Here is a 19,831-nt window from a genome sequence, read left to right as displayed (position 1 = left end):
AGCCTGCCGTCGTCGTCGAAGATGTGCCGCACCGGCGGGGTGACCAGCAGGCTTGCCACCGCCGGAGCGCACCCCCTGGATGAGGGGGCGCTGGTTCGGCCGGCTGATCGTGCTCGATCGTCTTGCCGCCCGATCCACCACGCCGCCGAGGCCCGGTCGTTCGCGCTAGGCGCCGGGCGCGACACCCTTGTACCGACCATCGCCACGGGCCCCGGTCCCGGCGATGGTGGCGGCGACGTGCGTGCCGTGCCCGTGATGGTCGGCAGTAGTCGATCCCGTGAAGTCCTTGGCCGCCACCACGGCACCCCGTAGGTCGGGGTGGGTGGCGTCGATGCCGCTGTCCAGGACGGCGACCTTGACGCCCTTGCCGTCCGTGGCCGGCGGGGCGGGTCAAGGCGCCCCACACCTTGGCCGTGTCCGTCTTCTCGGCGGTCAGCGCCTGACCGTCCACGGCGGGCAGCGCGCGCTCGACGTCCGCCTCGACGGCGGTCCAGCCGCCCGCTCGCCACCAGGCGCGCCGCGTCCAGCGGGACGGCGTACGTGTGACCAGCGAAGCGCCGCACGGAGACCGGGATGTTCTCCCGGCACTTGGCCCGATCCACGCCGACGACGAGTGGCCCGAACGGCTGGGTGTGGCGGCCGTCGCTTCTGGCGGTGTCGCCAGGACCGGCAGGGCGGTGGCGGTCGCCCCGCCACCACCAGCAGTGCGGCCGTACCGTACGCCGTCGGTCGGCCGCGCCCGCGCAAGCTGTGTTTGTTCCGCAGCTCGTTCCGCAAGGGAGATCCCTCTTCCCCGGTTCTCTCGGTGGTGAGGTCGGGGTCGAGTTTTGGTGACGCAGAGTTGTCCGGCAGCTGCCCTCCATCACTCTTGGACAATTACGTCACAGCAGGTCAGCGGGGGTTGCCGGTCATTCGGACGGAAAAGTAGCGTGAGTGGCCGATTTGCTTGGATCTTGAAAGGTGCGCAGGCGTGGGACGACGCGAGAAGCCCCTGGACCCCGAGGCAGGTCCGGTCCAGCGGCTTGCGCACGAGCTGCGGGTCCTACGGGAGGCGGCCGGGAAGCCGACGTACCGGGACATGGCCCGGCGGGCGAACTACTCGACGAGTGCGCTGTCCGCCGCAGCCAGTGGTGAACAACTGCCGTCCCTGCCCGTGGTCCTGGCCTACGTGCAGGCGCTGGACGCGGATCTTGAGGAGTGGGAGGAGCGTTGGCGGGCGACCAAGGACGCGGCCGAGGAACAGGCGATGGGAGAAGCCGCGGAGGGTGGCGGGGACGCTGCTCCGCCCTACCGCGGACTCGTGCGCTTCGAGCCGTACGACCGTGACCTGTACTTCGGCCGGGACGCGCTCGTCGGAGAGCTGCTCGCGCTGGTGCACGCGCATCGGTTCGCGGCAGTGTTCGGCCCGTCCGGAAGCGGCAAGTCCTCACTGCTGCGGGCCGGGCTGATACCGGCACTGCAGGATGCGCCCGGCGCCGACCGTCCTGAGGTGATCCGGGTGCTGACGCCCGGGGAACGTCCCGCCCACACCCACGAGAAGGCGCTGTTGCCCCAGGAGGGGGAGCAGGACACCTGGGTGGTCGTCGACCAGTTCGAGGAACTGTTCACGCTGTGCCGGGACCGGGAGGAACGGGACCGCTTCCTGCGCCTACTGCTCGCGGCCCGTGACGCCGAAAGCCGGCTCCGGGTGGTCATCGCGGTGCGCGGCGACTTCTACGGCCACTGCGCCGAAGACCGGGAGCTGGCCGAGGCGGTCAGCCGGGCCAACCTGCTGGTCGGGCCGATGGGCCGGGAAGAGCTGCGCGAGGTGGTCACGAAACCGGCTGCCGCCGTCGGACTTCTCGTCGAACGGGCCCTGACCGCTCGGATCATCGACGAGGTCACGGACCAGCCCGGCGCGCTGCCGATGCTCTCGCACGCCCTGCTGGAGACCTGGCGCCGCCGCCGCGGCCGGACCCTGACCATGGCGGCGTACGAGGCGGCGGGCGGTGTGCGCGGGGCGATCGCCGCCACCGCCGAGGAGACGTACGCCGAGCTGTCCGCAGACCGGGCCCGCACCGCCCGCCGCATCCTGCTGCGGCTGATCGCCCCTGGCCAAGGCACCGCCGACACCCGCCGCCCGGCCGAGCGCACCGAGTTCACGCCCGACGCCCAGGACGTCCTCGAACAGCTCGCCGTCGCCCGTCTGGTCACCCTGAACGACGGCGTCGTCGAACTCGCCCACGAGGCGCTGATCACCGGCTGGCCAAGACTCGCCGGATGGATCGAGGAGGACCGGGAGCGGCTGCACGAGCAGCGTCGGCTCACCGAGGCGGCCCGCGTCTGGGAGGAGCTGGGACGTGACGGCGGGGCCCTGTACCGGGGCTCGCGGCTGTCCCGGGCCGAGGAGTTGTTCACCGGGAAGCCTGGTCAGCCCGGGAAGCCCGGGGACGAGGACGACCTCACCCGCCCCGAGCGTGCCTTCCTCACCGCCTCGCTCGCCGCCCGCGACACGGCGAAGCGCAAGCGGCGGACCCTCACGGCCGCCCTCTGCACCCTCCTCGTCCTCGCCCTGACCGCCGGACTGGTCGCCTGGCAGCAGAACCAGGCGAGCGTGGCGGAGGGCGCCAAGGCCGCCGCCCGCCGGATCGCCGCGTCGGCCGCCGGTCTGCGCTCCTCCGACCCCCGTACCGCCACGCTGCTCGGCGTCGCCGCCTGGAGAACCGCGCCGCTCACCGAGTCCCGCTCCGCGTTGCTCGGCGCCCTGTTCCAGCCGGAGCGGGAAGACTTCACCGATCCGCAGACCGGCAAGGACACGCGACGGTTCCTCACCGACCGCGGCCGAAGGCTGGTCAGCGTGGCGGGCCGCCGGGTGAGCGCCTGGGACGTCGCCCACGGGCAGCGGATCACCTCGTACCGCCTGCCGGCGGACACGGAGACGAGTGCTGTCAGCCCCGACGGCCGGTACCTCGACCTCATCGGCCCGGATGGGGGTGAGCGGCTGTGGGACCTGACGGCCGGAAAGCCGGTCGCCGACGTGGGAGACAGCACCGTGCCGGCCTTCACCTCCGACGGCACCGGCCACCTCACCGCCCCGCCGGACGGCGCGGGCCGGGTCCAGCTGCGCCGCACCACCGACGGCAAGGTCCTCTTCACCACGACCGCCGATCCCACCGCCGCCGGCCTGGACAGCGACGGCCGACTCCTCGCGCTCTGCCCCGCCGGGGGATCACCCGAGGTGTGGGACACCGTCCGCGACGAGCGTCTGCCCGGGGGCTGGGACAAGGTGAAGGGCTTCTGCGGCACCGGGACCGGCGCCGACAGCGGCGACCATGTGCTCCGTTTCAGCCAGGACGGCAAGCGGCTGGCCGCCGCCTCGGGCGTCACGGCCCGGGTCTGGGACGTCTCCGGGGGTGGTCTCGTCGCCGACATCAGCAGCCTCGGAGCCACCGGGTTCACGCAGCTCGACTTCACGCCCGACGGCCAGTTCCTGGCCACGGTGGACGACCGCGAGCTCGCGGTGTGGCGCCTGCACGAGTCCGGGCTCCAAGTGTTCCGCAGTCCGCTGACGCAGGGCCAGGAAGTGCGGGGCCTGGCCTGGGATCCGGGCCGGGACCGGGTGCTTCGCTTCCTCGACGGCGCGACCGTCCGCTCGTACGACCTCACGGCGAACCTCGCGCCCCGCTGGCACGACACACCGGCCGACGCGACCGTCCTCAGCCCGGACGGCACCACCCTCGCGACTGCGACCCGCTCCGGACCCAAGGGGCCGTATCGCCTCGAACTCCGCTCCACGCGAACCAGCGCCGTCCTCGCCCACGACACCATCGGCGCCCTTCCGACCGGTGTCGACGACGCCCCGCTCCCGACCTTCAGCCCGGACGGCACAGCCCTCGCGGTCAGCGGGATCGGGCCTTCCGGACGGCAGCGGGTCGCGGTATGGGACTTGGCCGCGCACAAGGCACGCACGTCGTTCGACATACCCGGTACGCCCGAGAACCCGGCGTTTCCCCTCACCCTCGGTCCCGGCGGCCGGATCCTGCTGGTCGGTGGTCAGACCGGCACGGACGTCTGGGACGCGGGCACAGGCCGCCGTACGGGGACCGTACCGGGCCTCTCCACGCAGGCCCTGGCCGTCCGCCCCGACGGACGGGTGCTTGTCGGCTCCTACGACCAGTACGCGAAGCTGCCAGGCGGCACGACCGTGGGCCGGGCCCTCGCCGACGGCAGGGAGGTCACCGCGCTGGCGTTCAGTCCCGACGGCGATCGGCTCGCGGTCGGCGACGCCTCAGGGCGGGTGACCCTGTGGGACGGGGACGTCGAGCACAGGACGGGCGTCCTGGCCGGCACATCGGGCGCGGCGGGCGAGAGCGCCCCGGAGGCGGTGGCGGCGCTGGCGTTCTCGGCCGACGGCCGCACGCTGGCCGTGGGCGGCACCGAAAGCACCCTCCAGCTGTGGGACACCGCGTCCCAGCAGCGCCTCGGCACCGACCTGCCCACGCCGGGCGACGAAATCCGCTCGGTCGCCTTCAGCCAGGACGACGGCACCCTGTACGCCGCCGGCCCGCACACCCCGCTCCAGCGCTACGCCGTCGACGCCGACCGGGCCACGGCCGCGATCTGCGAGCGCGCGGGAGGCGGACTGACCGAGGCCCAGTGGCGGACCTACGTCCCCGACGCGCCGTACCGGGAGATCTGCTGAGGTCAGCGGATTGTCCATGTGATTGTCCAGAGGTGATGACGAGGGTCGCTGGACAACGTCCGGGCCCGTGAGGATCGGGCCGTGGCCGTCCGGCCCGCCCGCAATTCCCCTCTCCTTAGGGCTCTCTCGTCATGCGCAAAAGCTCCCTGCTCACGTCCCTTCTCCTGCTCGGTTCCCTCACCTTGACCGCGGCCTGCTCGTCCGGGACACCCGGATCCCCCGGCGCGGAGCCCGGCCACCGGCCCTCCGGTTCCTCGCCCGCCATATCCGACCGCGGCGTCGACCCGGCGCGGATCAAGGGCCTGGAGATCGTCACCGACAGCAGCGAGCACGGCTTCTGCCGATACGCCGCGAGCTATCCGGCGGTCCCGGGCGCGGAGGCGATGACGGCCACGATGAAGCGGTTCGTCGAGCAGCGCGTGGACAGCTTCCGGGCGGGATCGTGCCAGAGCGGTTCCGCTGCCGATGCCGGCGGGGAACTGAACGTCAGCTATGAGTTCCTGGTCGCCTCGGGTGACGTACTGGGCGTCCGCCTGACCACACGGGACGGCTCGGCGGCCGGGAGTGGGCTGTCGCACAGGACGTACTGGTACGACGGCAAGGACCGGACGGCCCGCACCGGCCCCGACCTCATCACGGACGCCACCCAGGGCAGCCTTGTCTCCGCCCTGAAGAAGAAGCTCAAGGGCCGGCATGGCGTGGACGCCACCTCCCTCGACACAGCCTTCGGCGATCCCGCGAACCGCGCTACGGCCCTGGACGACATGGTCTTCACCGCCGACGGCGGCCTCAGGGCGACCTTCGACCCGGGCGAGGTGGGCGTCCCGGCGGCAGGCCAGTACGTCGTGGCCCTCTCGAAGACGACGGTCACCCCGTGGCTGTCCGACTTCGGCAAGCGCGTCCAGCAGCAGACCGTACGTCCCAGCAGCCGGCTCGACCTCGGTGCAACCCACACGCCCGAGCCGTCCGTCCCGACGGAGGCCGTCTCGGGAGACGACACCACGGACTGCAAGAAGGTGAAGTGCATCGCGCTGACCTTCGACGACGGCCCGGCGGCCCCGGAGACAGCGACACTGCTGAAGCACCTCGCCCAGCACAAGGCGCGCGCCACCTTCTTCACCACCGGCCAGAACGTCGCCGCCCATCCCGAGCTGGTGCGCGCGGAGGCGCAGGCCGGTCACGAAGTCGGCAACCACTCCTGGAACCACCCCGACCTCACCGGCCTCACCCCCGCCCAGGTTCGCTCCCAGCTGGACCGCACCAGCACGGCCATCAAGACCGCCACCGGCAAGGCACCGACGCTGTTCCGGCCGCCGTACGGCGCCATGAACGCCACGGTGAAGGCGGCGACCACCCTCTCCCCCGTGCTGTGGGACGTGGACACCGAGGACTGGAAGTACCGCGACGCGGCCAAGGTCGCCCGCACCGTCATCGACAAGGCCGAAGGCAACGATGTCGTCCTCCTGCACGACATCCACCCCACCTCCGTGGCCGCGGTCCCCGAGATCCTGCGGACCCTGGCCGCCCGCGGCTACCACTTCGTGACGGTCAGCCACCTGCGCGCGAGTCTCTGACGCCGCGGTGTGACCCGGCACCGCGCTCAATGCGCCGGCAGTTGTTGGGCCCAGATCGCCATGCCGGCGCTGGACCAGCGCCTTCCCCGGCGCTGGGTCAACTCGGCGACCATGAACAGGCCGCGCCCGCCCTCGTCCACCGGCCGGGCCCGGCGCAGGTGAGGACTGGTGCTGCTGCGAGGTGCCGATGAGCGCGCAGCCCGAGGAAGCCCCCGCACCGCCGGCCCCGGCCGCCGCCGCCCAGCTGCTCGCCCAGTTGCGCGAGGACCGTCGCGCCGACTCCTGGGTGCCGGCCTTCGAGCGGGACTGGGCCAAGGCCTTGGAGGACTCCCGCCACAGCTACAGGCTCACGCCCCTGCACGACGTCGTGCGTACCTGGCAGGTCCGTCTTGCCCGACGGCTGTCTGCCGTCCCTGCAAGGCCCGAGAGCAGTGCACCCGCTCCAACAACAAGTCGGACATGGGCCGTCGGATCACGCTCCGCCCGCAAGCGGAGTATGAGGCGATCCAGCACGCACGAGCCCAGGAAGACACCCAGGAGTGGAAGGAACAGTACGCACACCGGGCCGGTGTCGAAGGCACGATCTCCCAGGGCGTGCGAGCCTTCGGCCTGCGGCGATGCCGCTATCACGGTCTCGCCAAGGCCCAGCTACAGCACCAGCTCACCGCCACCGCGATGAACTTTCATCGCCTCAATGCCTGGTGGGCAAAAACCCCACGAGCCCGCACGCGTATGTCTCACCTGGCAGCTCTCCGGCCTACTGAGTAGCCGTTGTGACAGCGGATCAGCGGTCCGCGTTGCCTCCGCAGACTGCTCTTGAGCTTGCTCCGGCCGGGAATGGGGAGCGTCTAGGAGGTCGGGAGAGGCTGGGAACCGGTCGACACCGCGACGTAGGCCAGTCCGTCGTACTCCTCGGCCAGGAAGGCAGGGATCAGGTTGAAGCGATAAAACCAGCGCGGCACCACGGCGCCGAAGCTTCGCATGCGATGCCGACCGTTCAGCCACTCTCGTACTGCTGTCGGCGCGTTGGCTGCGCTGCGCAGGTCCACGAGGTGGTTGCCCGGACTGGCGGTGGCGAGCTGGGCTTCCACGGTGTCCGGGCGGGCGGGGCCGATCCGGTTGGTGACGAGGGCGCCGGCTCGGGGACGAGACCACGGGCCGGGCCACATCCGACGGGCGCGGAAGGAGCCGCTGCCGAACAGCAGGCCGAGTGCGTAATAGGCGTCGCCGTACCGTGTATGCAGGTGCTGCCCCATCGCCGGTACCGCACCACCGTGACGGCTCTTGGTGATGTGCCCGTTGTGAGCCCAGAGGGCGACCTTGGTGGATGGATCATTGAGGAGTTCCCCGACGGCCTCGGCCATATACCGGTCGCGTGCGGCGAAGACGGTCTGCTGCGGGTCCGTGTGCTGCCTGGCTCGCGTCACCAGGTCGGCGGCCCGCACCAGAATTCGGGCATGCCGGAGAGCGTCGGCCGCTCCGGGGCCGCGTTCACGGAGAAACCCCAGCAGTTCTTCTGCATCCTGCACCAGGCGCCGCTGAGGATCAGGTTGCGATCCCGGATATGCCTTGGCGAGCACGCGGAGCGGGGAGAGAAGTCCGGCCTCACGATCCGGTGCCACCTTGCGCAGGAAGGATTCGAGCACGGCCAGGGAGCCGCCGCACTGTTGCGGGTCGATACCCGCAAAGCGCACCTGTTGGTCTTCTGGGCGCCCCCGGTTGTACTCGCGCATCCATTCGATCACCCCGAGCACCTCATGAGTCCGCCAGGTCCAGAACCCCAGCCCGGCCAGCACCCCCGCGGCGTCACCGACGCCTTGGCGGACGTAGGCGTCCACTGCTGGGCCAGCCGATGCGCTGGCCTCCATGGCCAGGACCGAAAATCCCATCTCTTCGACAAGGAACTCCAGCAGGCGGTGCTTGAGCTGGAAGAACTCGCTCGTCCCATGGGTGGCCTCCCCCAAGCCCACGATCCGCACGCCATCGAGGAAACTCTTCAGCGGCTGGAGGTCAGCAGTGGACACGCCCGCGGTCAGGCCGCTCAGAGGTAAAGCGGTCCGGGCCAACCAACTCGTCACCTCATCAGACACGACCTTCCCCCTCCGTCGCCGCCACGCCCGATGACACTACCCATGCCGTCCTGCTCAGTGAGTAAGGCCGTCTCAGGCCCGCCCCCGTGCACAGACCGAGCTGGGCAAGAAGCTCCGCAGGATCCTCAAGAAGGAGTCCAGGGGCACGAGCCGCAACCGATTCCGCCCGACACGCCGGTGCAGTGCCGCCGTACCGCGCAACGGTCGGTGCTCTCAGGGTGCCCGGAATCCGTGGTCCGGGCGGGCGACGTCGACGTCTACCCTCCCGGCTCACCACCGGCACAGGCGCTGATCACGGGCCAGGGTGCCTACTACCGTGCGGGCGACCCGCGCCTGCGTGAGTGGTCGACGGCCTCCCCGGCCCGTGCCGAGAGCATGAGGCGGTTCAGGATCCATTCGGTGATGATGGTGCCGCTGCGCGCCCGGGGCGTCACCATGGGCGTGATGCACCTGCTGCGGCACCGTACGGCGGACACATTCGGCGAGGACGATCTGGTGCTCGCCGAGGAGATCGCCGCCAGAGCCGCGGTCAGCATCGACAACGCCCGCCGTTACACCCGCGAGCGCCGGACCGCGCTCACCCTCCAGCGCAGCCTGCTGCCCGAGCGACTGCCACGAGCGCAGGCGGTGGACCTCGCCCACCGGTACTTTCCCGCCGGTCCGAGACGAGATCGGCGGAGGCTGGTTCGACGTCATCGCGCTGTCCGGCGGACGGGTCGCGCTGGTGGTGGGCGACGTGGTGGGCCACGGCGTGCACGCCTCGGCCACGATGGGCCGCCTGCGCACCGCGGTACGGACCCTCGCCGACGCCGACTTCACGCCCGACGAACTGCTCACCCGGCTGGACGACCTGGTCATCCGCCTCGACCGGGAGGAAGGCCCGGGCACCCGGGGCCAGGCGGAGGGGGCCTCGGGAGAGGTCGGGGCCACCTGCCTCTACGCCGTCTACGACCCCGTCGCCGGCCGATGCGACATGGCCCGGGCAGGCCACCCGCCGCCCGTCCTGGTGAGCCCGGACGGCTCCGTACACGTCCTGGACCTGCCCGCCGGGCCACCACTCGGCCTGGGCGGACTGCCGTTCGAGGCCGCCCGGATCGACGTGGGCGAGGGCAGCCTGCTCGCCCTCTACACCGACGGCCTGATCGAGGCACCCGGCCGGGACATCGACGTCGGACTGGACCTGCTGACCGAGGCGCTGCGCCGCCCGGCCGCCGGCTTGGAGGAAACCTGCGACGAGGTCATGCGCAATGTACGGCCCGACCCAGCGGCCGACGACATCGTCCTGCTGCTGGCCCGCACCTCCGGTCTCGGCGCGGACCAAGTGCGCACCTGGCAGCTGCCCGTGGACCCCGCAGCCGTCGCCGGGGCCCACCGGACAGCGAGCGAACAGCTGGCCGCCTGGGGGCTGGCCGAGCTGGAGTTCCCCACCGAGCTGATCGTCAGCGAGCTGGTCACCAATGCCATCCGCTACGGCAACGCCCCGATCGAGCTGCGGCTCATCCGCGCCGACGTGCTCATCTGCGAGGTCTCCGACGGCAGCAGCACCGCCCCGCATCTGCGGCGGGCCCGTGTCTTCGACGAGGGCGGACGCGGACTGCTGCTCGTCGCCCAGGTCGCCGAACGCTGGGGCAGCCGCCACACCGCCGCCGGCAAGACGATCTGGGCCGAACAGCCTCTGCCTCACTGAGCGTCCCGGTGGCTCACACCGCGAGGATCCGCCAGTCCTGGTTCGAGCCGCCGGTGGAGGGCCACTGGATCACCATGGCACCGTCGGGCAGGAGGCGCCCTTGACGTCGGCGCACCAGCCGGTGCGGACGTTGACGAGCTGGTGGTAGCCGCTGGTCGGGGAGGGCACCAGCTTCCACGACTGATGGTCGCCGCCGTCGGCGGTGAACTGGTTGAGTCCATCGCCTTGGGCGGAGCCGCCCGGGCTCTGAAGGACCTTGCCGCTGCGGACGTTGGACAGCCGGTAGGAACCGTCGGTGTCGGGCAGCAGCTTCCACTGCTGGTTGGAGCCCCCGCTCCACGGCCACTGGATGACGGCGCCCCCGTCGGCGGTCGAGGCGTCGCGGACGTCCGGCCCCATTCCCCCTGCTGACCGCACCGGCCATCACCGAGCTTCCACGCACCCCGCCGGGCAACTCGCCCGGCAGGGTCTCGGCGTTGTGCGCGGCGACCTCAGGCCATGGCCAGGACGGCGGAGATCAGCGCCCGTAGGCAGACGCCTTCGGCCTCCTCGTCCGGCAGTGAGAGGTGTTGCAGCGTCAGCCCGTCGAAGCCCGCGAGGAAGAACCTCGCGATCGTCTCGGCGGGCTGGGCGAGTTGGTGACCGGTGCGGTCCGCGGCCTCGGTGATCAGCTTCGCCGTAACCGCCGAGATGCCCCGGTAGTGGCTGTGCAAAGCCTCCTGGAGATGGGGCGTACGCAGGGCGAACATGGAAAGCTCCGTGAGGAGCTGGTACGACGCGGGCTGTTCGAGCACGGTGCGCCACAGGGCCTCGGCGAGCGTGACGATCGCGTCCTCGAAGCCCGCGTCCGTGGGCGCGGCCTGCTCCACCTGGGCGACCAGGTCCTGGGTGAGCTGCTCCATGACGGCCCGGTAGAGCTCTTCCTTCGTGCCGAAGGTGTAGTGCACGGTCGCCTGGGCCACTCCGAGCTCGGCGGCGATGGCGCGGGTGCTGCCGGCGGCGACGCCCTCCCTGCTCATCAGGTCGATGGCCGCCTTGATCAGTTGTGGGCGGCGCTCCGCCGCGGATACATGAGCCATACCGGCATCTTACGCGACTCAGTCTGTCGAACAGGTCGCTCGACAAAAAGTGCTTCATGTCATGCACCCCTCAATGACGCGGTTTCATCAAATGACTGTGTCACTCAACACAATCGAACGACATTGTCACTCGACAATGTCGCTTATATGGTTCTGGCCAGCGACAGCCTGCGCCGAACGAAAGGCAAGCTCATGACGCACGAGACCCTGCGCGGAACCGAACCGATCCCCCAGCGCCCCGCCCTGCCCCTGGTCGGCCACGCGTTCGACATCCCCAGCGGCGCCGACGGCCTGCTCTACGTGATGAAGGAGGCCAAGGAACTCGGGCCGCTGTTCAAGCTCCGCATCTTCGGCAACGAGATCAACTTCGCCTCCGGCCTCGACCTGGTCACCGAGCTGGCGGACGAGAGCCGGTTCCGCAAGAACGTGCACCCCGACCTCGTGATCCTCCGGGGGATCGGGGGCGACGGGCTCTTCACCGCGTTCAACGACGAGCCCAACTGGCGCAAGGCGCACGACATCCTGATGCCGGCGTTCTCCCTCGGCGCGATGCGCGGCTACCACGCGACGATGCTCAAGGTGGCCCGGGAACTGATCGGGAAGTGGGACCAGGCGGCCGGCACGGAGCCCGTGGACGTGGCCGGCGACATGACGCGGCTGACCTTCGACACGATCGGTTTGTGCGGCTTCGGCTACGACTTCGAGTCCTTCAGCCGCGAGGAGCCGCACCCCTTCGTCACCGCCCTGTCGCGCGCGCTCGGCTTCGCCCAGGCCAAGGGGGAGTCCATCCCCGGCACCGAGCTGTTCAAGTGGAAGCAGGCGGAGCAGTTCCGCGAGGACGTGGCCATGATGGAGGGCCTGGTCGACGACGTGATCCGGCAGCGCCGGGCGTCCGGCGACCAGAGCACCGACGACCTGCTCGGGCGCATGCTGCACACCCGCGACGCGGTCACGGGCGAGCCCCTGGACGACGTCAACATCCGCTACCAGGCGATCACATTCCTCATCGCCGGGCACGAGACCACCAGCGGGGCCCTGTCCTTCGCCCTCTACTACCTGACCAAGCACCCCGAGGTCCTCGCCCGCGCCCAGGCCGAGGTCGACGCGCTGTGGGGCGACTCGGACGCCCCCGAGCCGGACTACGGGGACATCGGCAAGCTGACGTACATCCGCCAGGTACTCAACGAAGGCCTGCGGCTGTGGCCGACGGCCCCCGCGTACGCCGTGGAGCCGCTGGAGGACACCGTCATCGGCGGGAAGTACGCCGTTCGCAAGGGCGAGTCGATCCAGATCCTCATCCCGCAGCTGCACCGGGACCCCGCCTGGGGCGAGAACGTCGAGCTGTTCGACCCCGACCGGTTCCTGCCCGAGCGGGAGGAGGAGCGCCCGGTCCACCTGTTCAAGCCGTTCGGCAACGGCGAACGCGCCTGCATCGGCCGCCAGTTCGCGCTGCACGAGGCGACGCTGGTCCTCGCTCTGCTGGTGCACCGCTACCGGCTGATCGACCACACCAACTACCAGCTGAAGATCAAGCAGTCCCTCACCCTCAAGCCGGACGAGTTCACCCTGAACCTGGCCCGGCGCACCAGCGGGGAGCGCCGCCTGCCCACCGCCACGGGTGTCACCGCGGGCAACGCCCCCGCCGTCGAGGACCGGCCCGTGGTCCGACGCGCCACGGGAACCGCGCTGACCCTGCTGCACGGCTCCAACCTGGGCACCTGCGCGGGCATCGCACGCGATCTGGCCGAGGACGGCGACGAGCGCGGGTTCACCCCGTCCGTCGCTCCCCTCAACGACGCCGTGGGCAAACTCTCCGCAGGTGACGGACCGGTGGTGATCGTGGCCGCCTCCTACAACGGCAGGCCCACCGACGACGCCGCGGAATTCGTGGCATGGCTGGAGGGCCTGGAGCCCGGCGCGCTCGACGGCCTGAAGTACGCCGTACTCGGCGTCGGCGACCGCAACTGGGCCGCCACCTACCAGCGCATCCCCACGCTCATCGACGAGCGGCTCGCCGCGGCGGGCGCCACCTCACTGCTGGAGCGCGGCGCCGCGGACGCCGCCGGTGACTTCGCCGGCACGGTGGACCGGTGGACCGGCGACCTGTGGACCGCGCTGCTGGAGCGGTACGGAGCCGCCGCAGAAGCGGGGGAGGCGGAGCCGGAGGCCGACCAGGCGACGGGGCTGTACGAGCTTCAGGACGCGACCGACTCGGTCATCGGCGGGCTCGCGGCACGGCACGGCGTACAGCCGATGGAGGTGCTCGACGCGTACGAACTCGTCGATACGGAGCATGAGTTGGGCCGCTCCAAGCGTTTCCTCAAGCTGCGGCTGCCCGAGGGCGTCACCTACCGCACCGGCGACCACCTGGCCGTCCTGCCTAGCAACCCGGACGCCCTCGTCCAGCGTGTGGCCGACCGCTTCGGCCTCGATCTGGACCGCACCGTGCGACTGCGCGCCCGTCGCCGCAGCCGTAACACCCTGCCTGTCGACCGGCCGCTGACCGTGCGCCGCTTGCTGACCGACTTCGTGGAACTGCAGGATGCCGCCACCCAGGAGCAGGTCGCCGTGCTCGCCGAGCACACCGCCTGCCCGCCCGAGAAGCGGCCCCTGGCCGAACTCGCGGCGGCGGACCCGGAGGCCTTCCGTGAGCAGGTGGCCGTCACCGGACACAGTGTCCTGGACCTGCTGGAGCGCTACCGCGCCTGCGAGCTGCCGTTCGAGGTCTTCCTGGAGCTGCTGCCCGTGCTGCGCCCGCGCCACTACTCGATCTCCTCGTCCGCCGAGGCCTCTCCCGGCGAGGTGGACCTGATGGTGTCGCTGCTCGCCGCGCCCCACCGCTCCGGCGAGGGCACGTTCCACGGCATCGGCTCGCACTACCTCCAGACCGTGCACGCCGGCGACACCGTCCAGGCCAGGGTGCTTCCCTGCAGCGAGGCGTTCCGCCTGCCGCAGGACGAGTCGGTGCCGGTGATCCTGGTCAGCGCGGGCACCGGTCTGGCGCCCTTCCGCGGCGCGGTCCTCGACCGCCACCACACCAAGTCGACCGGCACCCTGCTGTGCTACTTCGGCTGCGACCACCCCGACGTCGACTACCTCCACCGCGCGGAGTTCGAGGCGGCCGAGGCAGCCGGAGCCGTCAGCATGCGGCCCACCTTCTCCTGCGCCCCCGAGGACGGCGCCCGCTTCGTCCAGGACCGCGTCGCGAAGGAGAGCGACGAGGTCTGGGCGGTCCTGGAGGCCGGCGGACGCGTCTACATCTGCGGCGACGGCCGCCGTATGGCCCCGGCGGTGCGGGAGGCGTTCATGAAGATCTACCGCGACCGCACGGGCAGCGGTGATGACGAGGCGAGCGCCTGGCTGAGCGCCATGATCGAGTCCGGCCGCTACGTGGAAGACGTCTGGGCCGGCTGACCACACAGGGTGCGGTCGCCGACGCCTCCGCAGACCCCGCCGAGCCCGCCCACCGACAGGGCCCCGGACGCCCCCTCCCCCCTCGTCCGTGGCCCTGTCTCCTTCGAAACGTGTCCCGTCCCTCCTGAACTCGTGAGGCCCTCATGCTTGTTGCACACTCGGCGCACCGCCGAGGAACGGTGCCAGTCCCCAACTCCTCGCAGAGGAGCGACCGGTGAACGCGCGCAGCGGCTCCGCCCTGACCTTCGGCGTGGCGGTCGCGCTCATCGCCGGAATCACCCTCGGCAACGGCGGAGCGAACGTGATGCCCGTCTTCGTCGACGACTTCGCGTCACGCTTCGCGCTGTCGGACTCCGCCGCCGGACTCGTGGCCGCGACCCAGCTGATGGCGACGGCGGTGGTGACGCTGCTGCTGGCCAAGCGGGCCGCGCGGCCGGGGCGGGTGCTGATGACCCGCTTCGGCCTGGCCGTCTCGGGAGCCGGCTTCCTGGGAGCGACGGCGGCCACCGGCCCGGTGACCCTGGTCCTGGCCAACCTGGTCCTCGGCGCGGGGCTCGGCGCGGTCTACGCCGCGGCCACGGCGGCGCTCGCCGCAACCGACGACGCCGACAAGGCGTCCGCGGTCACCATTTCCGGCGTGGTCGGCGTGACGGCACTGCTGATCATGGGGGTCCCCGCGGCCAACCACGACTTGGGGGAGGGCACCGGCTTCCTGCTCATGGCGCTGTGCTGTCTCGTCGCCTGGCCACTGATACGCCGGCTCCCCGACGGCCCGGCGATTCCGGCCTCCCGAACCGCCGGTACGGGAGAGGCGGCCTCGGCGGGACCGTCGGTCGTGCTGCTCGTCGGCACCGGGCTCCTGTGGGCCGTCACCCAAGGCGCGTGGTCGTACGCCTCGGTCCTGGGCCGCCAGCACACCGGCATGTCCCACTCCGCCGTGTCGGCCGTCCTCGCGGTCTCCAGCGTTGTGGCGCTCGTCGGCGCGGGGGTGGGGCCTGTGGCGGCGCGGCGCTTCGGACGTATGCGGTCCATGGCCGTCTTCGTCGCGGCGCAGGCCCTCGCGATGGCGGTCCTGGTCCTCACCCACGACCCCGTGCTCTTCACCGTCGCGGCCGTCCTCTGGCAGACCTGCCAACTGGCCGTCCTCGTGCAGATGCTCGCCGCCGCGGCGCTCATCGACCCGACCGGACGTCTGGTCGCCTCCCTCAGCGGCGCCGGCGCCCTGGGCACCGGCCTCGGACCCCTGGCCGTCGGGGCCGTCCTCGACGGCGCCGGGGCCGACGTGCTCGGCCTGGTCCTGGCGATCGGCACCTTCGTCGCCTCGCTGCCCCTGCTCCGGATGACGGTGGCCGGCACGAAGGCATCGGCCGAGCGCGATCTCGCGCCCCCGTCCGCCGCCGAGAGCGGGTGAGTACTTCAGCCGCGTCGGTCAGGTGGCGTCCCCGAGGGCGTGGCGGGCAGCAGCGGCCTGCCTCTGGCCGCTGCGGTCCTCTCCGTGGCCGCAGGGGTCAGTTCCCGCCGGCCGCGCGGTGCATAGGTTCCCCGAACAACGTGAGACATCCGAGGAAAGGAGACGGACTGATGAGTGAGAACCAGTACGACACCTGTGTGATCGGTGCGGGCCCCGCAGGGCTGGCGGTCGCGAGGGCGCTGGCCGAGCGGGACCTGCCGTACACGCACATCGAGCGCCACACGGGACCGGGCGGGCTGTGGGACATCGACAACCCGGGCAGCCCGATGTACGAGTCGGCCCACTTCATCTCCAGCAAGACCCTCTCCGGCTTCGGCGGCTGTCCGATGCCGGACCACTTCGCCGACTACCCGCCGCACCGGCAGATCCTGTCCTACCTGACGTCGTTCGCCGAGGCATACGGGCTCAGGGACCGGATCGAGTTCGGCACCGAGGTCCGCAGCGTGGACAAGAACCCCGACGGCACCTGGACGGTCACCCGGGGCGACGGCCGGGCCAGTACACACCGGCAGGTCGTCGTGTGCACGGGCGCGCAGTGGCACCCCAACGTCCCCGACCTGCCCGGCGACTTCACCGGCGAGGTCCGCCACACGGTCACCTACCGCAGCAGCGCCGAACTGCGGGGCAAGCGGGTGCTGGTGGTGGGTGCGGGGAACTCAGGGCTGGACATCGCCTGCGACGCGGCGCGCTCCGCCGACTACGCGGCGATCAGCATGCGCCGTGGTTACTGGTTCATCCCCAAGCACCTGTTCGGCTGGCCGGTGGACACCATCGCCGCGGGCGGCCCCCACCTGCCGATGTGGCTGCAGCAGAAGCTGTTCGGCGGGCTGCTGCGACTGATCAACGGCGACCCGCGCAGGCTCGGTCTGCAAAAGCCCGACCACAAGCTGTTCGAGACCCACCCGGCCATCAACTCGCTGCTGATCCACCATCTCCAGCACGGGGACATCACCGCCAGGCCCGGCATCGCGCGCACCGAGGGCCGGACGGTGCACTTCACCGACGGCACCAGCGACGACTTCGACCTGATCCTGCTGGCCACGGGATACGTCCACAAAGTCCCCGTCGCGCAGAAGTACTTCGGCGACGAGCAGCACCCCGACCTCTATCTGTGCTCCTTCTCCCGCGAGCACGAGGGCCTGTTCGGCGTCGGCTTCGTCGAGACCAACTCCGGTGCCTACCAGCTCTTCGACAGCCAGGCCCAGTTGATCGCGTCCTTCATCCGGGACGCGAGGGCCGGGCTGCCGACCGCCGAGCGGTTCGCCCGCATGATCCGCAGCGACCGGCCGGACCTGTCCGGCGGGCTGAGGTTCGTCGACTCGCCGCGCCACACCGGCTACGTCCACAGCGAAGCCTTCGTGAAGTACCTCGGCACGGTCGCCGAGGGGATGGGCTGGCGTACCTCCGGCCTGCCGCCTCGGGCAACGTCCCTGCGACAGGAGGCGGTGGCGTCATGACGTACGACTTCCGAGACAAGGTCATCCTGGTGACAGGCGGCGCCGGAGGCATCGGCAGCGCCCTGTGCCACCGCTTCGCCGCAGGCGGCGCCCGCCTCCTCGTGGTCGACATCGACGAGGTGCGGGCCAAGCGGACGGCCGCCGAGCTGCCCGGGAGCGGGCATGCCGGGCTGGGCTGCGACCTGCTGGACGGCACCGCTGTGCAGCGGATGCTCGACGGCGTCGCGGTCACCCACGGCCGTATCGACGTCCTGGTGAACAACGTGGGCATGACCAGTGCGGAACGCTTCGACGAGCGCAGCGTGGAGAGCATCGAGCGGGAGATCGACGTCAATCTGGTCGCCCCGCTGGTCACGACCCGGATCGCCGTCCCGCTGCTGCGAGCCTCCGGCGACCCCCGGGTGGTCACGACCGTGTCCCTCGGCGGGATCTTCCCGCTGGGCGAGACCCCGATCTACACCGCCTCGAAGTTCGGGCTGCGCGGCGCGATGCTCGCCATCGGGCTGGACCTGCGGGGCAAGGGCATCAAGGCGGGTTCGGTGCTGCCGTCGGCGACCGACACGCGGATGCTCCGTCAGGAGGCCGTCGACGGTGGGAACTCCATGCAGTTCCAGGACGCGCCGCAGCAGCCGTCCGATGTCGTCAGTGCGGTCATGAGCCTGCTGGACAAGCCCCGCCTGGAGGCCTACGTCCGGCCCGGGGAGTCCCGACTGGTGCGGTTCGCGATGCTGGTGCCGAACCTGCTGCCCAGGCTCTTCCCGCTGTTCCGCAAGCGAGGCGAGCGGGGCATGGCCCGTTATCTGGAGGACCTGCGCCGCCGAGGGCTGGCCCGCCAGGTCGGCGGCCGGTGGGAACTGGTGGAGGAAGCGTGAACGGGACGGACATCATGGGCATCGAGGAGACGCTCGACGTCGTCAATCCCACGACAGGTCAGCTGATCACGACCGTACCGGCGGCGAGCGAGCGGGACGTCGTGCTGGCGACCGAGCGGGCGTACAAGGTCTTCGAGAGCGGCGTCTGGGCCGGCCGGTCCCCGCGGGAGCGAGCCGCTGTCCTGCTGCGCCTGGCCGACCTCATGGAGCGCCACGCCGGGTTCCTGGCCCGACTGGACTGCGAGGACGCGGGCAAGCCGATCACGGAGTGCCGTACGGGGGACGTGCCCGCGGCGATCGAGTCGATCCGGTGGTTCGCGGAGGCGGCCGACAAGGTCTTCGGCCGCGTCGCCCCGACCGGCCACGAGAGCCTGGGCCTGGTGAGCCGGGAACCGGTCGGGGTGGCCGCCGCGATCCTCCCCTGGAACTACCCGCTGGCCATGGCCGCCTGGAAAGTCGGCCCCGCGCTCGCCGCGGGTAACTCCCTGCTGCTCAAGCCCGCCGAGGCCACCCCGCGCTCCACCCTGCACCTGGCCGCCCTGGCGACCGAGGCAGGCCTGCCGGACGGCGTGCTCACCGTGCTGCCCGGCCACGGCACCGTCACCGGCAGGGCGCTCTCCCGCAACCCGCTTGTGCGCGCACTGTCGTTCACCGGATCCACCGCCACCGGACGCCGCATCCTGGCCGACGCGGCGGAGTCGAACTTCAAGCGGGTGTCCTTGGAGATGGGTGGCAAGAGCCCCCAGGTCCTCATGCCGGACGCACTCGAGTACGGCGACGAACTGATCGACAACATGGTCGAGGCCGCGTTCCTGACCATGGGGCAGAACTGCACCGCCGGCTCCCGCGTCCTGGTCCACCACAGCATCGCCGAGGAGGTGCTGGACCGGTTCACCGCCGCCGCCAGAAGCCTCACCATCGGCGACCCCGCCGACGTGGGCACCCAGGTGGGGCCGCTCATCAACCGTGCCGCCTTCGACCGGGTCGCGGCGGCGGTGGACACGGCCCGCTTCGCCGGAGCCCACGTCCACACCGGCGGGCTGCCGCACGGTCTGCCGCCGCGCGGCGCCTACTACCCGCCCACCGTGATCAGCCGGGCCCCGGAGGGCAGCGACGTGCTCACCAAGGAACTGTTCGGCCCTGTCGTCACCGTCCAGACCTTCACCTCGGAGGACGAGGCCGTGCGGTTGGCGAACGCCACCGAATTCGGGCTCGCCGCCTCTGTGTGGACCCGCGACCTCGACACCGCGCTCCGGCTCGCGCGGGGCATCGAAGCCGGGGTGGTCTCCGTCAACGCGTACAGCGAAGGCGACATCACCACTCCCTTCGGCGGGTGGAAGCAGTCGGGGTTCGGTGGCGCGGAGAAGTCCACCGACGCCTTCGCGCAGTGGACCAGGGAGAAGACCGTCTGGATCCGCACGCGTTGACCGGGTGGCCCGGTCGTCTGGTGGCCCGGTGACCTGGTGACTGGTGACCGGGCGGCCCGGTGACGCCTGGGCACTCCCG

Annotated in this window: 11 protein-coding genes and 3 pseudogenes; 10 read left to right on the top strand and 4 right to left on the bottom strand. The window is 71.2% G+C overall.

Annotated features, from left to right (window positions below; translation table 11 throughout):
* Positions 1-168 precede the first annotated feature (168 nt).
* Positions 169-611 (bottom strand): annotated as a pseudogene (locus ACTMVF_RS34270) (S8 family serine peptidase); the annotation flags it as partial.
* Between the two features lie 359 nt (positions 612-970).
* On the opposite strand from ACTMVF_RS34270, the gene ACTMVF_RS34265 reads away from it, so the two are divergent.
* The 4 genes and pseudogenes from ACTMVF_RS34265 to ACTMVF_RS34250 all read left to right on the top strand — a co-directional run bounded on the left by ACTMVF_RS34265 (position 971) and on the right by ACTMVF_RS34250 (position 7,023).
* The gene (locus tag ACTMVF_RS34265; protein WP_441274945.1) at positions 971-4,681 is read left to right on the top strand and encodes an nSTAND1 domain-containing NTPase; all 3,711 of its coding nucleotides are present in this window, start codon (positions 971-973) and stop codon (positions 4,679-4,681) included.
* A gap of 131 nt (positions 4,682-4,812) precedes the next feature.
* Complete coding sequence (locus tag ACTMVF_RS34260) at positions 4,813-6,255, top strand: polysaccharide deacetylase family protein (RefSeq protein ID WP_441274944.1); 1,443 nt, start codon at positions 4,813-4,815, stop codon at positions 6,253-6,255.
* 187 nt (positions 6,256-6,442) lie between these two features.
* Positions 6,443-6,661: pseudogene (locus ACTMVF_RS34255) on the top strand (DUF6247 family protein); the annotation flags it as partial.
* 53 nt (positions 6,662-6,714) lie between these two features.
* Positions 6,715-7,023 carry a transposase gene (locus ACTMVF_RS34250; RefSeq protein WP_441274943.1) on the top strand — a complete coding sequence of 103 codons (309 nt, stop codon included), beginning with the start codon at positions 6,715-6,717 and terminating at the stop codon, positions 7,021-7,023.
* Between the two features lie 80 nt (positions 7,024-7,103).
* Here the strand turns inward: ACTMVF_RS34250 and ACTMVF_RS34245 are convergent, their stop codons facing one another.
* Positions 7,104-8,345, bottom strand: a complete 1,242-nt coding sequence (locus tag ACTMVF_RS34245) for an erythromycin esterase family protein (protein WP_441274942.1) — start codon at positions 8,343-8,345, stop codon at positions 7,104-7,106.
* A gap of 138 nt (positions 8,346-8,483) precedes the next feature.
* Here ACTMVF_RS34245 and ACTMVF_RS34240 point away from each other — a divergent pair.
* Positions 8,484-10,032: pseudogene (locus ACTMVF_RS34240) on the top strand (ATP-binding SpoIIE family protein phosphatase); the annotation flags it as partial.
* A 69-nt stretch (positions 10,033-10,101) separates the two neighbouring features.
* Here ACTMVF_RS34240 and ACTMVF_RS34235 read toward each other — a convergent pair.
* Positions 10,102-10,431 (bottom strand): RICIN domain-containing protein, encoded by a 330-nt coding sequence (locus ACTMVF_RS34235; protein WP_441274941.1) that lies wholly within the window; start codon positions 10,429-10,431, stop codon positions 10,102-10,104.
* Between the two features lie 92 nt (positions 10,432-10,523).
* On the bottom strand, positions 10,524-11,111 hold the full coding sequence (locus tag ACTMVF_RS34230) for a TetR/AcrR family transcriptional regulator (protein ID WP_441274940.1): 588 nt from the start codon (positions 11,109-11,111) through the stop codon (positions 10,524-10,526).
* Positions 11,112-11,303: 192 nt separating this feature from the next.
* On the opposite strand from ACTMVF_RS34230, the gene ACTMVF_RS34225 reads away from it, so the two are divergent.
* From ACTMVF_RS34225 to ACTMVF_RS34205, 5 genes are all read left to right on the top strand, one after another.
* Positions 11,304-14,525 carry a bifunctional cytochrome P450/NADPH--P450 reductase gene (locus tag ACTMVF_RS34225; RefSeq protein WP_441274939.1) on the top strand — a complete coding sequence of 1,074 codons (3,222 nt, stop codon included), beginning with the start codon at positions 11,304-11,306 and terminating at the stop codon, positions 14,523-14,525.
* A 214-nt stretch (positions 14,526-14,739) separates the two neighbouring features.
* Complete coding sequence (locus tag ACTMVF_RS34220) at positions 14,740-15,936, top strand: MFS transporter (protein ID WP_441274938.1); 1,197 nt, start codon at positions 14,740-14,742, stop codon at positions 15,934-15,936.
* 170 nt (positions 15,937-16,106) lie between these two features.
* Positions 16,107-17,453 carry a flavin-containing monooxygenase gene (locus tag ACTMVF_RS34215; RefSeq protein ID WP_441274937.1) on the top strand — a complete coding sequence of 449 codons (1,347 nt, stop codon included), beginning with the start codon at positions 16,107-16,109 and terminating at the stop codon, positions 17,451-17,453.
* Positions 17,450-18,325, top strand: a complete 876-nt coding sequence (locus tag ACTMVF_RS34210; protein WP_441274936.1) for an SDR family NAD(P)-dependent oxidoreductase — start codon at positions 17,450-17,452, stop codon at positions 18,323-18,325. Before ACTMVF_RS34215 ends, ACTMVF_RS34210 begins: the two co-directional genes overlap by 4 nt.
* A gap of 14 nt (positions 18,326-18,339) precedes the next feature.
* The gene (locus ACTMVF_RS34205) at positions 18,340-19,752 is read left to right on the top strand and encodes an aldehyde dehydrogenase family protein (RefSeq protein WP_441275044.1); all 1,413 of its coding nucleotides are present in this window, start codon (positions 18,340-18,342) and stop codon (positions 19,750-19,752) included.
* Positions 19,753-19,831 lie beyond the last annotated feature (79 nt).

The sequence above is a fragment of the Streptomyces sp. SD31 genome (assembly GCF_052068475.1).
Lineage (GTDB): Bacteria > Actinomycetota > Actinomycetes > Streptomycetales > Streptomycetaceae > Streptomyces.
The sequence above is the reverse complement of the archived record's forward strand: the minus strand, read 5'-3'. Positions and strand labels throughout refer to the sequence as shown.